Here is a 14,503-nt window from a genome sequence, read left to right as displayed (position 1 = left end):
CCCACACCCGGTCGCGAGTGCGGCTGCCAGTGCGAGGCGCCCCGCCGAACGCACTCGTATCCGTATCATTGGTGCGGCTCGGCCCGGCGGGACGCGGCCTGGGCCGCGGCCAGCGCTCGCACCGCCTCACGCAACGAATCGAGCTCCGCGCGGAGCGCGGCATTCTCAGAACGCAGCGCGGCCGTGCGCCGCTCGAGCACCTGAACTGCGACGAGGCTGATTCCGCCGGTGTCTATGAATGAAACCGTGCGCGGTCCCGTACCGAGGCCAAAGGCCGCGTAGAAGTCCTCGGCGACCGGGCCCACGTGCCGAGCCTTGTTGCCACGATAGCTCCAGGCCTGGATGGGCAGCCGCGCCACCTTGGCCAGCACCGTGTCCGCGTCGAGCGGCTCGAAGCGTTCCTTTACCAGCCGGCTCGACGCGCACGAGATGCTCTCGCCGGGCGGGATGAAGCAGCCGCGAGTCTGATCGGTGGAGGAATAGAAGACGTAGCCGCCGCTGGCGCGCACCACGAACTGATTGGCGTTCTCCGCGCTCACGCCCTTACCGGACCCATCGGCGAAGGCGAAACTGCCATCTCCAACGGCTGTCGCCTTCGTGCCCATTGCGACTGACCCGGCGCCCATGGCCCTCGATCCGGTGCCCATCGCCGTGGAAAACTGTCCACTCGCCGTCGTGTTGTTGCCGGTCGCCGTGGCCGCAAACTCGCTCGCCTTGGTATCGCTCCCAATCGCCACCGCGCGCTGGCCGCTCGCGACCGTGCGAAGACCCATTGCGATGGCGAGCTCCGCGCTCGCAACGGACTGAAGGCCAAGCGCCATAGAACTCAGCCCACTCGCGGCAGTGCCGGGGCCGATTGCAACAGCATTGACCCCGCTTGCTACCGCCTGGTTCAACGCGATGGAACCATCGCCCTTGGCCGATGAAAAGTTGCCAAGGGCCAGCGAATGCTCGCCGCTGGCAACGGTTCGGTCACCGAACGCAAACGAGAACCGGCCGACGTTGGCATCGTCCCACTGCGAGCCATCCACGCTCCCGACGCGGAGCACCGCCTTTCCGGGATACCACATGAACCGGGTGCCCCGGCCGCTCGCCGGAATTGCGCCCGCACCGACTGCGCCCGCCGCGGAGAACCCGCCGTCGTCGTTCACATGGAGCACATCGGTGGAATCGCTGCGTTGCAGCTCCAGCAAAGGCGTCTGCGCGGCCGCTGGCGCGGCGGCCGAAACTGCGACCAACAGGAGCACGGCCAACGCCGTGCCGGAACCGAGCGAAAACCGTCGCATGTCCGTCCTCGTTGTTGTGCCTCACTTAGAGAACGGAAAACCGGAGCGAAACACGACGCCCCGGCCGATCTCGGCCGGGGCGTCGCGTCTGAACGGTGCGGAAAGCCGGGCTCAGTACATCCCGCCCATGCCACCCGGAGCCGCCGGCGCGGCCGCCGGCTTCTCTTCCTTCTTCTCCACCACCACGCACTCGGTGGTGAGCAGGAGCCCCGCGATCGACGCCGCGTTCTGCAGTGCCGTGCGGGTCACCTTGGTCGGGTCGATGACGCCGGCCTTCACCAGGTCCTCGTACGCGTCGGTCGCGGCGTTGTAGCCGAAGTTCTTGTCCTTCGACTCCCGTACCTTGGCTACCACGATCGAGCCCTCCGCGCCCGCGTTCTGGGCGATCATGCGGATCGGCTCCTCGAGGCTGCGGCGCACGATGTCGACGCCCACCTTCTCGTCCTCGCTGCCGCGCAGCTTCTCCAGCGCCACCTGGGCGCGGAGCAGTGCCACGCCGCCGCCCGGCACGATGCCCTCTTCGATGGCCGCGCGGGTCGCGTGCAGCGCGTCTTCCACCCGCGCCTTCTTCTCCTTCATCTCGGTCTCGGTGGCCGCACCGACGTTGATCACCGCCACGCCGCCCGAGAGCTTGGCCAACCGCTCCTGCAGCTTCTCCCGGTCGTAGTCGCTGGTGCTCTTTTCGATGGCCGCCTTGATCTCGTTGATCCGGCCCTGGATGTCGCTCTCCTTGCCCTTGCCGTCCACGATCGTGGTGTTGTCCTTGTCGACCACCACCCGCTTGGCCCGGCCCAGGTCGTTGAGCGTCGCGTTCTCCAGCTTGAAGCCGACCTCCTCGGAGATCACCTGCCCCCCGGTGAGCTTGGCCACGTCGATCAGCATCTCCTTGCGCCGGTCGCCGAAGCCCGGGGCCTTCACCGCGCACACCTTGAGCGTGCCGCGAAGCTTGTTGACCACGAGCGTCGCGAGGGCCTCACCCTCCACGTCCTCCGCGATGAGGAGCAGGGGCTTGCCGGTCTGGGCCACCTTCTCGAGGATGGGGAGCAGTTCCTTCATCGCCGAGATCTTTTTGTCGTGGATGAGCAGATAGGGATCGTCGAGCGCGGCCTCCATCTTCTCCGGATCGGTGACGAAATAGGGCGAGAGATAGCCGCGGTCGAACTGCATGCCGTCCACCGTCTCGAGCGTGGTCTCCAGGCCTTTCGCCTCCTCGACGGTGATCACCCCGTCCTTACCGACCTTCTCCATCGCCTCGGCGATGAGGTTGCCGATCTCCTTGTCGTTGTTCGCGGAGATGGTGCCGACCTGGGCGATTTCCTTCTTGCCCGCCGAGGGCGTCGAGATGCTCTTGAGCTGCTCGACCACGGCCTCGACCGCGCGGTCGATGCCGCGCTTCAGCTCCATCGGGTTGGCGCCCGCGGTGACGTTCTTCAGGCCCTCGCGGAAAATTGCCTGCGCCAGCACGGTGGCTGTGGTGGTGCCGTCGCCGGCCAGGTCGCTCGTCTTGGTCGCGACTTCCTTCACCATCTGCGCGCCCATGTTCTCGACCGCATCGGGAAGCTCCACTTCCTTGGCGACCGTGACGCCGTCCTTCGTCACGGTCGGCGAGCCGAATTTCTTGTCGATGACGACGTTTCTGCCCTTCGGGCCGAGCGTCACCTTCACGGCCTCGGCGAGATGATCGACGCCCCGCTTGAGCTTGGCGCGGGCGTCGGAATTGTAGAGAAGCTCCTTCGCTGCCATCGGTCAGATCTCCTTAGGTAGGTGCTGCGCAGAAAGTTGGTGGAGGCGAACGCCGGCTCAGCTCAGCTTGGCCAGCACATCGGCCGCCTTGATGATGACGTACTCTTCGCCCTCATGGGTGTAGTTGGTGCCGCTGTACTTGCCGTAGATGACCTCGTCGCCGACCTTGACCTCCATCGGCACCCGCGCACCCTTCTCGTAGCGGCCCGGCCCCACAGCGATGACCCGGCCCTGAGTCGGCTTCTCCTTGGCGGTGTCCGGGATGTACAGGCCGCCCCGCATGGCCTCGGTCTCCTCGGTGGGGGAAATGACTACCCGGTCCTCCAGGGGAACGATCTTGAGGTCCTTCTTGGTCTTCGTTGCCGTCGCCATCTCGTACCTCCACAGCGTGTGAAATGAGTCGGAAAAACCAATTGTCTCGCAATGACTTGGCGCCAGTCACCTGAGGGCGCTTGGCACTCGTAGCCGAGGACTGCCAACGTCGCGCGCGAATATGCAGAGCCGGAGTCGCGAAGTCAAGCACGCGTGCAGCGAACAACCGGCGCCTTGAGCAACCGCGGTGCCTCGAATCGCTGCCATTCTGACCCGCGCACGCGCTCCCGTTGATCGGGAGCGTGCCGATTCCACATGCGAACCGCCGCCTTGACTTCCGGACCGCCCCGGGCCGATGTTGCCCTCGCGTTCAACTCGGGCGCAGCGCTTCCGCGCGCCCGGCCCCATCCCCGACGATACCTCAGGAGTCAGGCATGTCGCTCGTGAGCTCGTTCGTGATCGCTTCGCTTCTCGCGGTTGGCCCCGCGGCGGGTGGCCCGCCCGCCGGCCCCAGCGCTCCGCGCGGGCCCGCGCCGCCCCCGCTCCGCGTAACGGTCGACTCCTCGGACCACGAGGTGGTGATCACGAGCGGACCGTGGAAGCTCAAGAATATGCCGCCGATGGATGACGCCGCGATGATGGCGATGCACATGGGCGAGGATGTGCCGGTGCAGCGGTTCGAGTGGCCGGTGGAAGGGTGGTTCCGCGGCTTTAAATGGGAGATCGTAGACGGAAAGGGCCACACCCTGCCGCGCCGGGTGATGCACCATCTCATCATGGTGAATTTCGACCGGCGCCAGCTGGTCTACGACGCGGTCGAGCGGCTCATGGGCGCCGGCAGCGAGACGGATGACGCCACCGTGCCGAAGACGATTGGCGTCCCCATGACCCCGGGCACCCAGCTCGGCATGTACGTGCTCTGGCACAACGAGACGGGCCAGGACCTCGACGACGTGTACCTCAAGCTGAGCCTCGTCTGGACGCCGAAAAATCAGAATCCACGGCCGGTGAATTCACTTCCCATCTACATGGATGTGAACCTCACCATCGGCGGGACCAACACGTTCGACGTGCCGCCCGGCAAGTCGACCAAGGCCTACGAGTTCACCCTGCCGGTGAGCGGTCGGCTGCTTGGCGTCGGCGGCCATTTGCACGACTACGGCGTGATGGTGAAGCTCATGGACGCGGAGAGCGGCAAGGAGCTGACGCAGGTCGTGGCCAAGCGCGATTCGGCCGGCAAGGTGCTCGGCATCAGCCGCAAGCTCTTCGGCGTGACCGGTCGAGGCCTCAAGCTCGAGGCCGGACACCACTACCGCGTCGTGGCCGAGTACGACAACCCGACCGGCAAGACGATTCCGAGCGGTGCCATGGCGTCGATGGTGGGCCTCTTCGCGCCGGACGATATGAGCAAGCTGCCGCCCGTGGACCCCACCGATCCCACTATGCAGAAGGATCTCGCGTCGCTGCAGGTACCGGTGAGCGGGGGCATGCACGACCATCACGGTGGCCAGCACGGGACTCACGGCACCAGCAACGACGAGCAGTAACCTGCGCTATTCCACCACGCGCCTGACGCCGATCCACCGCCGATACCACCAGCGGCCGTAGGGATCGGCGTCATCCAGGCGGCTCAACTGCACGCCTCGGCTCGCGCTATGGACGAACTGCCCGTCGCCCACGTAGAGCCCCACGTGCGTCACCCCGCGGCCCGTCGTTGAAAACGTGAGAATATCGCCCGGGCGGAGCTCATCCAGGCCGCGCCGGACCTTGCGGCCGGCATGCGCCTGCTCGGCGCTCGTGCGCGGGAGCGCGACGCCGTGGCGGCCGTACGCGTACTGAATGAGACCGGAGCAGTCGAACCCGTCGGCCCCGGTGCCACCCAGGCGATAGGCGGTGCCCATCGCCTCGGCGGCGGTCGCCACGACAGAGTCCGCGAGGGTGCGCGGGTCCGTGATGGCAGAGGGCATGGAGGACGGGAGCACTGCGGGCGCCGCGGACGCTTGGGGGCCTTCGCTCGGCGCCGCATCGGCCGGCGCGGGTGGGGGCAGCGGACTCGGGGCGACAGCAATCGGGCGCGCCGCGTCGGTGGCCGCCGGCCGGCCGGGGCGCCCCAACCCCACACCCAGCCGGAACGACAACTCGACGCCGCTCCGGCTGCCGGGCGATAGCTTGCGCCAGCGCGCCTCCGCACCGATGCCGAACGGGCCCGCCGGAAGCACCTGAAGCCCGATGCCGGCCGACCAGGAGCCCCAGAGGTGCTTGGCAGCGCCGCTCGCATATCCTCCCGAAACCCCCGCGACCGAGTAGAGCCCCTGCCGCCCCGCGCGAAAGAGTGTGAAATCCAGGCCCGCGCCCCAGAGACGCTCGGTGCCCGGCTCACCAGCGCGGAGATACGTGCCGTAGAGCTCCGCGCCCAGCGGACCGGCCACCTCGTACTCCAGGCCGGCGTGGTATTCCGTCCAGTCGGAGCCCTCGAAGAGATGCCCCACCTCCAGGCCGACGCCCTGCGCCGCGGCGCGCCTCACCGGCGCGGCGAGGACCAGCGCAACGGAGGCAACCGCGCACACCGCGCGCTGCGCCAGGTCCGGGCCGGCTCTCATCGTCCCGTCGGCACCGGCTGCCCCGTGCGCAGGTTCACCGCGTACCCAGCGCCCGGACGGCATGCGTTGGAGAGTTGCACAGTGAAGGTGGAGTCGTTGAGGAGCCGCGGCGTGTCGCGGGTGTAGAGCAACGGCACTGGGGTCCGGCGTGCGCCGTCGCGAATCTCGAGCGCGCGCTCCACGCAGGCCGCCCCCGCGCTGTCGCGCGCGCTGCGGGCAAAGGTGGCCCAGACCTCGACGCCATGCGGTGCGCGGAGCACGAGGGAATCGGCGGGTCCGCCGCTGTCGGCCGCTGGCGTGCTCGCGCCCGATGCCGGCGCGGCGGGATTGCTCTCCGCGACCGTGCGCGCCGCCGGCGTGGCATGCTCCGGGCCTCCGCACGCGAGCGTCGTGGCGAGAATCAGCAGGTTAACCCGATTGATGCGGTGCCTCCTCGTCCGACTCCGCCACGATGTCGGGCGTGCCATCGCTCTGCACCGCGAGGGCCTCGCGGATGTGCGGCGAGCGCCGGAGCAGCCGGAGCCAGAGCAGGATAATGACGATGCCCGCCGTCGCTCCCGCGATCGCGGTGACGATGAGCCCCGTCCTGGGCTCGCGCAGGTGCATCGCGATGAGCGCGCCGGCCACCGCACCGAAAAACGAAGCTGCCCACGCGAGAAGCGGCGTGAGCAGCCAGCCGAAGATTCTGAGGAGCAGGCGGAGCCAGCGCATCTCCTACCGGCGTCGGAGCCCCAGGCCCGAGTACACCGCGGCAGCGGCGATGCCGGGGAGGAACGCGACGCCGAATGTGGGCACCCGCCAGACCGCGCCGGGGAAGCCGATCAGGATGGCGGCGATGGCAAAGAGCACCGCGAAGATGATTCCGCTCAGCGTCATCCGCACGATCGACGGGCGGCCGTCCTTGGCCGTCTGATTCGCCAGGATCCAGCCGCCCATCCACGGGAGATAGGTACCGAGCATCCACCATACGGGGTGGTACCACCAGTTGGCGAAGCCGCCGATCTGCAGCCAGCGGTTGGTGTAGGTCCCGATCGGCTGCAGGATCGAGACGTCGACCAGCAGAAAGGTGAACGCCGCGCCGAGCCCGATGCCCGCGGCACCGGCGATGCCCTCGATCGTATAGGCGCGAGTCCAGGTGCCCGGCAGGCCGCAGACGCATCCGAGTCCGACGATGAGCACGATCGCCATCAGCACGCTTTCGACCGTGCCGGCGGTGAAGCGGGTGATGAACGAGAGGAGGAGCACCACCACGCATTCGATCAGGCCAAGCTCGATCCCGCATCGGACCAGGTGGGACACGTTGGTGCGGTCGATTTCGCCGCGGGGTTCCACCGCAGAGGCCATGCGATCTCCGAGGGAGTAGACGGTCAAGTATATCCGGCCGGCGCAGAGCGGGCCAAGGGGCATCAGTTCGCCCAGGCGAGCACCACGACGAGGTCGGTGACGGCCCAGGCGCCCAGCGCGCGGTACATGCCGCGTTGGTGCGCCGCAGGCGACCAGCGCGCGGCCCCCCGCACCCATGGCACGAGCACCGCCGCCCACGCGAGTGCTGCCGCGAGGAGGGCGGCCCAGCGCCACAGATCGCCGGGGCCGGTCCGCCAACCGGCCAGCACGCCGGCGGCCAGGAAGATCGTGAACGCGACGGTCGCCATCGCCGTGGCAATGCGAAGGCTCAGCACGGGGCCGAGCCGCACCGCGAGCGCGTCATCGCCGCGGCGGCGGTCCTCCTCGATCTGATACACCTGGGTGAGCGGATAGAGCGCGGCGAAGAGCGGACAGAACGCGAGCAGCACGAGCGCGCGCGCCGGATCCAGCGGAAGACCGGTCGCGGCCCACCCGGCGTAGGGCGTGAAGGTGCCGAAGCCCCACATGTTGATGAGCCAGTCGGCCCCGGCCACGGCCTTGAGCCGGAGCGGCGGCACCGAGTACGCGAGCGACAGCGCAAAGCAGACGGCGTAGACGAGCGTGAAGGCGCGCGGCAGCGCGAATGCGGCGAGCTGTCCCGCGGCCATGAGCGCGAGCCCGAAGGCGAAGAGGTGCGGCGGCGCCGGCGGTGGCTTGCGCAGGTAGGCGATGTCGCCCTCGTCGTGGTCGAAGGCGCTGTTCACGGCGAGCGTGCCCCCGTTGAGCCCGATGACCCAGACGACAAGCCCGAGCGCCGCCGCGCCAAGCCGCTCGCCGCGAGCCGCGCCAGCCAGGCCCACCGCGAGCACCCAGCCGAGCGCCGTGTGGGCCGCCATGATCGGCCACTCGGCGGGACGCGTGTGCAGCAGGTAGGCGAACCGCGGGCCGGCGACCCGGAATCCCGCGGTGCGGGCGGCGCCGCTCATCGGCGCGGAGGGGCGAAGGTCACCAGGCCAGGCCCAAATGTCCGGCCGCGAGCCGCACCCCATGGAGCGTGAGGTCGGGATCCACCCGTTCGATCGTGGCGCTGAGCGGGGTGACGAGCCCCGCGAGTCCGCCGGTCGCGACCACGGCGGGTCTCCGGCCGCCGGGCCATTCGGCGGCGATCCGGCGTACGATGCCGTCCACCGCGTCGGCGGTTCCGAAGAGCACCCCCGCGCGGATGCAGTCTTCCGTGCGGCGACCGATTGCACGCGCCGGCGGGCGCAGCTCGGTGGCGGGGAGCTTGGCCGCGCGGCGGGTGAGCTGGTCGGCAGAGGTACGGAGCCCCGGCATGATGACCCCGCCGATGAAGCGTGCGTCGGCGGTGATGCAGTCGAACGTCGTCGCGGTGCCGAAGTCGACCACCAGCACATCGCCACCGATGCGCTCGATGGCGGAGAGGGCGTTCACGATGCGGTCGGCGCCCACGGTGAGCGGCTCGTCCACGTCGAGCGCCACCGGCAGCGGCGTCGCGGCATCCACCACCGCGGGCGCGCACCCGGTCGCCGTCGCCACACCGCTGGCGATGCTCTCCGTGACGGCCGGTGCCACCGACGCGAGGCACGCCGCGCGCACTTCCCCCGGCGCGCGGCCGGCGTGATCGAGGAACGAGGCGATGCCGGCGGCCCACTCGTCGGGGGTTCGCTCGACATTGCTGGTGAGGCGCCAGTGGGCGTCGAGCGCGTCGCCGCGCTCCCCGCCGAAGAGGCCGAGCGTGATCTCGGTGTTGCCGATGTCGAGCGCGAGCAGCATGGGCCGCCCCCGAAATGGTGTGCGCCGCCGGTCTGCGCGGCTCGGACGTGTGCCGCGCGGTCAGTGCGGCTGTGCTAGCGAGCCCGCGGCGGTGCGGTGCCGCCTGGCGCAACGGTCACGGCCGGCGTCGCATCGCCGCTCCGGATCGTGGCAAGCGTGCCGTCCGCGCGGCGCACGCGCAGCGCGCCATCGGGCGCGACGCCGTCCGCAGCGCCGGCCACCGGCGCGAGAAGCGTGCGGCCGGCGAGCCAGTCCCTCCGCGCGAACGTTGCCAGCTCGGCCGGGCTCAGTTGTGCCGGCCCGCCGCGAGCGAGCGGCACCAGGCGCGCGAGGAGGGGCCAGAGCAGGTCATCCACGTCCACGTTGGGCCGCCACTCGGCCACCCGCGTGGGCGCCATGCGCGCGCCGTCAGGCAGCGGGTTCCGCACGTTGATGCCGAGGCCCACCGCCACCCACTCGAGCGCGGTGCCCTGCCACCGCGCCTCGCAGAGAATGCCGCCCAGCTTGCGACCATCTGCCACGAGGTCGTTGGGCCACTTGAGCGCGATGGGCGGCAGCCCGCCAAGCTCATCCAACGCCTCCGCCGCAGCGAGTCCCGCGCGCAGACTCAACAGCTCGGCGCCGGCTCCGTCCTCCGGCCGACAGAGCAGCGTGAGCCAGAGTCCGCCCCGCGCCGAGCTCCAGGGCCGCCCCCGCGCGCCGCGTCCGGCACCCTGCTCCTCCGCCACCACCAGGGTGCCGGCCGGCGCGCCCGCCGCCGCAAGGCGGTGGATCTCGTCCTGGGTGGACGCCAACCGGTCGAACCGCTGAACGTGGTGCACGCGCTCACCCGAAGCGAGACCCGTACGTGAGCAGCAGCAGCACGCCGAAGGCGATCCGGTACCAGGCGAACGGGATGAACGTATTGCGCGCCACGTAACGGAGAAAGGCTCGCACCACCACGAGCGCCGTGAGGAACGCGCAGAGAAAACCCACGACCAGCACCGGCGCATCGCTCGCATCGAGGAGCCGGTGATTGGTCGCAAGCTCGAATCCGGTTGCCGCGAGCATCACCGGAATCGCGAGGAAGAACGAAAACTCGGTCGCCGCCTCGCGCGAGAGTCCCAGACAGTAGCCGCCCATGATCGTGGCCGCCGAGCGCGAGGTGCCGGGCACGAGCGAGAGCACCTGTGCCATGCCCACACCGAGGGCGGTGCGCGGCGGGATATCGTCGACGCCGCGGATGCGCATCGCCGGGCGCCATCGCTCGATTGCGATGATGATCAGTCCGCCGGCAATGAATGCCACCGCCACGACGTCGGGGTTGAAGAGGTAGCGCTTGATCGCCTCGTGGGTGAAGAGCCCGACCAGGGCCGCCGGCAGCATCGCGAGGGCCAGGTTCCAGAGCAACTGCTGGCTCGCCGGATTGCGCCGGGCGGTGACGAGCACCTTGGCCAGTCGCGCCCGGTAAATCCACACGATCGCGAGGATGGCGCCGAGCTGGATTACGATCTCGAAGCTCTTGGCGCCGGGGCCGTCGAAGCCGAGCCAGTCGCCCACGACGATCAGGTGTCCGGTGGACGACACCGGAATGAATTCGGTGGCGCCTTCGACGACGCCCAGGATCGCGGCCTTGATCAATGGGTCGAGCTGCGCCAGCCCGCTCAGCTCCATGCCAGCACCTCGGCGTAGAGCGCCTCGTACCGCGGCACCATGCGGTCGGCGCTGAACTCGTGCGCCTTGGCCACCGCGGCCTCTCGCATCTCTGCAAGGCGCGGCGGGTCGCGCAACAGCTCGATGGCGCGGCGGCCCATCGCCTCCACCGAGCCGACCGGCTCGAGGATGCCGGTGACGCCGTCGTCGATCACCTCGGGCAGCCCGCCGGCGCGGCTAGCCACCACCGGTGCTCCGCACGCCATCGCCTCCAGCGCCGCGAGCCCGAACGACTCGCTCTGAGAGGGAAGCAGGAACAGGTCGGTGGCCTGGAGCAGCGGTGCCACCGAGTCGAGCCGGCCGAGAAAGCGCACGGACTCGCTCACGCCAAGCTCCGCCGCCTCGTGCTCGGCCTCGGGGCGGTCGGGGCCGTCGCCTACCATGAGGAGCGTTGCGGGCATGGCGCGCGCGATGCGCGCAAAGACGCGGACGACGTCCTTCACCCGCTTCACCTCGCGGAAGTTGGACATGTGGGTGATGACCCGATTTCCCGCCGGCGCCAGGTCGGCGCACTTGGCTTCGACGTCGGCCGGGGGGGCGGGATGATACTCGTCCAGATTGACGAAGTTCGGGATCGTGCGGATGTCGCAGCCCATGCAGCCGAACGCGCGGTAGGTCTCGTCGCGCAGGTAGTCGGATACCGCCGTCACGGCATCGGACTGCTCGATGGAAAACTTGGTGATCCCGTAGAAGTGCGACTCCTGCCCAACGAGCGTGATGTCGGTCCCGTGAAGCGTCGTGATCACCCGGAGATCGCGGGTGCCGCGCAACATCTCGCGGGCGAGGTACGCCGTGGTTGCGTGGGGAATCGCGTAGTGGACGTGGAGGATCTCCAGCTCCTCGCGCAGCGCCACCTCCTGCTGCTTGGACGCGAGGGCCAGGGTGTAGGGGTAGTGCTCGAAAAGCGGATACCGCCCCATCCGGGTCTCAACCTGGTGAAAGTAGACGTGCGGCACGTAGCCGCGGAGCCGGAAGGGCGAGTCGTAGGTGATGAAGTGCACCTCATGCCCGCGCCGCGCGAGGTCGAGCCCGAGCTCGGTGGCCACGGCGCCGGAGCCGCCGTACGTCGGATAACAGGTGATACCGATCCTCACGGATGCGATCTCCTCTCCCACGCGACGGCGATCTCGGCAGCCAGGCGCTCCGGCGCCCGGCTGGCGTCGAGGGTGAGCGCGGGCGCGCCGAGCTGGTGGCGGAACCAGGTCTCCTGCCGCTTGGCGTAGCGCCGGGTGCCGAGGGCGATCGCCTCGGCCACGCTCGCCCGCGGTCGCTTGCCGTGAAGGTACTCGACCGCCTCCCGAATGCCGATCCCGTCGAGCCCGGCGGCGTGCGCCGGGTGTCCCTCGGCCAGGACCGAGGCCACCTCCTCGATCAACCCCCGGCGAATCATCTCGTCCGCACGCCGCGCGATCCGCTGGTGCAGCACCGCGCGGGGCGCCGAAAGCACCACGTACCATGCGTCCACGCTGCCGCTGCTCCGGGCCGCCTGCTGCCACCATTCGAGCGCGCGTCCGGTGAGGAGCGCCAGTTCGAGCGCGCGTGCGGCCCGCTGGCGGCCGCCGCCTCGGACGGCGGGGTCGAGGCGAGACACCCAACGGATGAGCTCGCGCGGCTCGAGCCGGGCGAGCCACGCATCCAGGGCGCGGCGGCGCGCCGCCTCGAGCGGCGGCTCCAGAAAGAGCCCGTCGGCGAGCGCGCGCACGTACAGGCCCGTGCCGCCCACGACGACCGGCAGCTTGCCGCGGCCGGCGATGTCGCCGATCCAGCCGTCAGCCTCGCGGGCAAAGCGTCCGGCGCTGTAGCGCTCACCCGGCTCGATGAGATCGAGCCCATGGTGCGGAGTGCGAAGCCGCTCGCGGCGCGTCGGCTTGGCGGTGCCGATGTCCAGCCGCCGATAGACCTGACGCGAATCGGCCGAGACGATCTCGAGCGGCCAATGCGCTGCGAGTGCCAGGGCAACAGCGGTCTTGCCGATTCCGCTCGGTCCCACGATGACGGGGACCTTAGCGGCGGCCAAATCGGCGCTCCAGCTCGTCGCGCGGCAGTTGCACGATCGTCGCACGGCCGTGTACGTCGTGCGGCGGGAGGTCGGTCTCGAAGAGCCGGAAGAGAAGCGCGCGCATCTCGCCATCGCTCAGCGCCTGGCCAGCCTTGACGGCGGCTCGGCAGGCGTAGGTCGCGGCAAACCGCTCGAGCCGGTTGGCCCATCCTCCAAAACGGCCGCGCGCCAAGTCCGCGATCATCTCGCGAAAGCAGGCGCCGCCGTCGAACCGCGGGTGAGGTGAGGGGACGGCGTGGATGGCCACCGCGCGGCCGCCGAACGGGTCCACCTCGAACCCGATGGCCCGGATCTCCTCGGCGTGGGCCTCGACCGCGTCGAGCTCCTCGTCGGAGAGCTCGAGCGTGAGCGGCAACAGGAGGCGCTGCGCTGCGGCGCCGCCGCGGGTGAGCTGCGCCAGCACCGCCTCGTAGAGGACCCGCTCGTGGGCCGAGTGCTGGTCCACGATTACGATGCCCTCGGGCGCCTCGTAGAGGATGTAGGTCGCGAAGATCTGGGTGAGCGGCGCGGCGAACCCGGCGACGTGCTCGTGGCCGGCGGCCGTGAGTGGCGCAGCAGCCGGAAGCTCGAGGGTTGCCGGCGCGGGCTCCGGCGAGTCGCTCCCGAACGTTGCCGCCGCGGCACCTGCGTCAGCGGCCGCTCCGGCGGGAAGCGGCCGCCAGCTCCCGATCGGCGCCGCCGCCGCGAGCGCGCCCAACGCGTGGCGTACGGCCTCCTCCGCCACGCGCTCGGCGCCGATCCGGTCGCGAAAGCGCACCTCGAGCTTGGCGGGGTGGACGTTTACGTCCACATCCGACGGCGTCACCGTCATCGCGAGCAGCAGTGACGGCCGGTCGCCCGGATGGATGGCTGCGCGATAGCCGGCCTCCGCCGCGCGCACGAGAAAGGGATCCTTGAATGGCCGGCCGTTGACGAAAAGCTGCGTGCGCCGGCCCGTGGGTGCGGCGTCCGCCGGGCGTTGCACGAATCCGTGCACCTGGAAGGCGCCGGCCGCGTAATGCACCGGCACGAGCGTGCCCGTCAGCTCGCGGCCCCAGACGCCCGTGAGACGCTCCACCAGCGTCTCGTCCGGCGCGAGCCGGAGGCGACTGGCCGCGTCCACCTCGAGCTCGATGCCGACTTCGGGATGGGTGAGTGCCAGCGTCGCGAGCGCCTCGTAGGCGGCGCGCGTTTCGCTGGCGGTCGAGCGGAGGAATTTGCGGCGCGCCGGCGTATTGAAGAAAAGGCCGCGCACCGAAACCGTCGTGCCGCGCTGGCGCGCCGCCGGTGCCACGCGGTCGAGCCGGCCGCCCGTGACGGCCAGCTCCGAGCCCTCGCCATCGCCCTCCGACGTGAGGAGGGCGAGCCGCGAGACCGACGCGATCGCCGGCAGCGCCTCGCCGCGGAAGCCGAACGTGCTCACGCCCACGAGATCGGCCGCACTCCTGATCTTGCTCGTGGCGTGGCGGTCGAGCGCCAGCACCGCGTCGTCGCGCCCCATGCCCGAGCCGTCGTCGCTCACCTCGATGAGCGTCTTGCCGCCCTGCTCCAGCCGCACCCGCACGTGGCGCGCGCCGGCGTCGATGGCGTTTTCGACCAGCTCCTTCACCACGGACGCAGGGCGCTCGACCACTTCACCGGCGGCGATCTGGTCCGCGACGGCATCGGGCAGAATGGCAACGCGGCGCGCCATC

Annotated in this window: 15 protein-coding genes; 1 reads left to right on the top strand and 14 read right to left on the bottom strand. The window is 70.0% G+C overall.

The annotated features are described in order from the left end of the window. Window positions 1–65 precede the first annotated feature (65 nt). The 3 genes from VFW66_12965 to VFW66_12955 all read right to left on the bottom strand — a co-directional run bounded on the left by VFW66_12965 (window position 66) and on the right by VFW66_12955 (window position 3,401). A complete protein-coding gene (locus tag VFW66_12965; GenBank protein ID HEX5387610.1) occupies window positions 66–1,286 on the bottom strand; it encodes a tail fiber domain-containing protein in 1,221 nt (406 codons plus the stop codon). Window positions 1,287–1,397: 111 nt separating this feature from the next. Then, a complete protein-coding gene (gene groL, locus VFW66_12960) occupies window positions 1,398–3,029 on the bottom strand; it encodes a chaperonin GroEL (protein ID HEX5387609.1) in 1,632 nt (543 codons plus the stop codon). Window positions 3,030–3,086: 57 nt separating this feature from the next. Continuing rightward, entirely contained in the window at window positions 3,087–3,401 is a 315-nt protein-coding gene (locus tag VFW66_12955) for a co-chaperone GroES (protein ID HEX5387608.1), read from the bottom strand. Window positions 3,402–3,775: 374 nt separating this feature from the next. Between VFW66_12955 and VFW66_12950 the strand changes: the two genes are divergently transcribed. After that, window positions 3,776–4,888: a hypothetical protein gene (locus tag VFW66_12950; GenBank protein HEX5387607.1), complete on the top strand. Its 1,113-nt coding sequence runs from the start codon at window positions 3,776–3,778 to the stop codon at window positions 4,886–4,888. A 6-nt stretch (window positions 4,889–4,894) separates the two neighbouring features. Here VFW66_12950 and VFW66_12945 read toward each other — a convergent pair whose 3' ends face one another. From VFW66_12945 to mutL, 11 genes are all read right to left on the bottom strand, one after another. Then, complete coding sequence (locus tag VFW66_12945) at window positions 4,895–5,941, bottom strand: C40 family peptidase (protein ID HEX5387606.1); 1,047 nt, start codon at window positions 5,939–5,941, stop codon at window positions 4,895–4,897. Further along, window positions 5,938–6,408, bottom strand: a complete 471-nt coding sequence (locus tag VFW66_12940; protein HEX5387605.1) for a hypothetical protein — start codon at window positions 6,406–6,408, stop codon at window positions 5,938–5,940. Before VFW66_12940 ends, VFW66_12945 begins: the two co-directional genes overlap by 4 nt. Further along, a complete protein-coding gene (locus VFW66_12935; GenBank protein HEX5387604.1) occupies window positions 6,350–6,652 on the bottom strand; it encodes a hypothetical protein in 303 nt (100 codons plus the stop codon). The genes VFW66_12940 and VFW66_12935 overlap by 59 nt, the downstream gene beginning before the upstream one ends. Window positions 6,653–6,655: 3 nt before the next feature. Continuing rightward, window positions 6,656–7,285, bottom strand: coding sequence for a hypothetical protein (locus tag VFW66_12930; GenBank protein HEX5387603.1), 630 nt, complete (start codon window positions 7,283–7,285; stop codon window positions 6,656–6,658). 62 nt (window positions 7,286–7,347) lie between these two features. Further along, on the bottom strand, window positions 7,348–8,271 hold the full coding sequence (locus VFW66_12925; GenBank protein ID HEX5387602.1) for a UbiA family prenyltransferase: 924 nt from the start codon (window positions 8,269–8,271) through the stop codon (window positions 7,348–7,350). 19 nt (window positions 8,272–8,290) lie between these two features. Continuing rightward, the gene (locus VFW66_12920; GenBank protein HEX5387601.1) at window positions 8,291–9,079 is read right to left on the bottom strand and encodes a type III pantothenate kinase; all 789 of its coding nucleotides are present in this window, start codon (window positions 9,077–9,079) and stop codon (window positions 8,291–8,293) included. 74 nt (window positions 9,080–9,153) lie between these two features. Then, window positions 9,154–9,900, bottom strand: a complete 747-nt coding sequence (locus VFW66_12915) for a biotin--[acetyl-CoA-carboxylase] ligase (GenBank protein ID HEX5387600.1) — start codon at window positions 9,898–9,900, stop codon at window positions 9,154–9,156. A gap of 4 nt (window positions 9,901–9,904) precedes the next feature. Then, complete coding sequence (locus VFW66_12910) at window positions 9,905–10,732, bottom strand: undecaprenyl-diphosphate phosphatase (protein ID HEX5387599.1); 828 nt, start codon at window positions 10,730–10,732, stop codon at window positions 9,905–9,907. Continuing rightward, window positions 10,723–11,865: an N-acetyl-alpha-D-glucosaminyl L-malate synthase BshA gene (gene bshA, locus VFW66_12905; GenBank protein HEX5387598.1), complete on the bottom strand. Its 1,143-nt coding sequence runs from the start codon at window positions 11,863–11,865 to the stop codon at window positions 10,723–10,725. The genes VFW66_12910 and bshA overlap by 10 nt, the downstream gene beginning before the upstream one ends. Continuing rightward, on the bottom strand, window positions 11,862–12,788 hold the full coding sequence (miaA, locus tag VFW66_12900) for a tRNA (adenosine(37)-N6)-dimethylallyltransferase MiaA (GenBank protein HEX5387597.1): 927 nt from the start codon (window positions 12,786–12,788) through the stop codon (window positions 11,862–11,864). The genes bshA and miaA overlap by 4 nt, the downstream gene beginning before the upstream one ends. Further along, complete coding sequence (gene mutL, locus VFW66_12895) at window positions 12,775–14,502, bottom strand: DNA mismatch repair endonuclease MutL (protein HEX5387596.1); 1,728 nt, start codon at window positions 14,500–14,502, stop codon at window positions 12,775–12,777. Before mutL ends, miaA begins: the two co-directional genes overlap by 14 nt. Window position 14,503 lies beyond the last annotated feature (1 nt).

It is taken from the genome of Gemmatimonadales bacterium, assembly GCA_036279355.1.
Classification (GTDB): Bacteria; Gemmatimonadota; Gemmatimonadetes; order Gemmatimonadales; family GWC2-71-9; genus DASQPE01.
Note: the sequence above shows the minus strand (reverse complement) of the source record. Positions and strands in the feature narration are given on the sequence as shown.

Excerpts from the sequence above, each read along its gene's own strand:
- mutL (HEX5387596.1), bottom strand. The coding sequence starts at position 14,502 with ATGGCGCGCCGCGTTGCCATTCTGCCCGATGCCGTCGCGGACCAGATC.
- VFW66_12945 (HEX5387606.1), bottom strand. The coding sequence starts at position 5,941 with ATGAGAGCCGGCCCGGACCTGGCGCAGCGCGCGGTGTGCGCGGTTGCC.
- VFW66_12925 (HEX5387602.1), bottom strand. The coding sequence starts at position 8,271 with ATGAGCGGCGCCGCCCGCACCGCGGGATTCCGGGTCGCCGGCCCGCGG.
- VFW66_12950 (HEX5387607.1), top strand. The coding sequence starts at position 3,776 with ATGTCGCTCGTGAGCTCGTTCGTGATCGCTTCGCTTCTCGCGGTTGGC.
- VFW66_12965 (HEX5387610.1), bottom strand. The coding sequence starts at position 1,286 with ATGCGACGGTTTTCGCTCGGTTCCGGCACGGCGTTGGCCGTGCTCCTG.
- VFW66_12940 (HEX5387605.1), bottom strand. The coding sequence starts at position 6,408 with ATGGCACGCCCGACATCGTGGCGGAGTCGGACGAGGAGGCACCGCATC.
- groL (HEX5387609.1), bottom strand. The coding sequence starts at position 3,029 with ATGGCAGCGAAGGAGCTTCTCTACAATTCCGACGCCCGCGCCAAGCTC.
- VFW66_12920 (HEX5387601.1), bottom strand. The coding sequence starts at position 9,079 with ATGCTGCTCGCGCTCGACATCGGCAACACCGAGATCACGCTCGGCCTC.
- VFW66_12935 (HEX5387604.1), bottom strand. The coding sequence starts at position 6,652 with ATGCGCTGGCTCCGCCTGCTCCTCAGAATCTTCGGCTGGCTGCTCACG.
- VFW66_12910 (HEX5387599.1), bottom strand. The coding sequence starts at position 10,732 with ATGGAGCTGAGCGGGCTGGCGCAGCTCGACCCATTGATCAAGGCCGCG.
- VFW66_12955 (HEX5387608.1), bottom strand. The coding sequence starts at position 3,401 with ATGGCGACGGCAACGAAGACCAAGAAGGACCTCAAGATCGTTCCCCTG.
- VFW66_12930 (HEX5387603.1), bottom strand. The coding sequence starts at position 7,285 with ATGGCCTCTGCGGTGGAACCCCGCGGCGAAATCGACCGCACCAACGTG.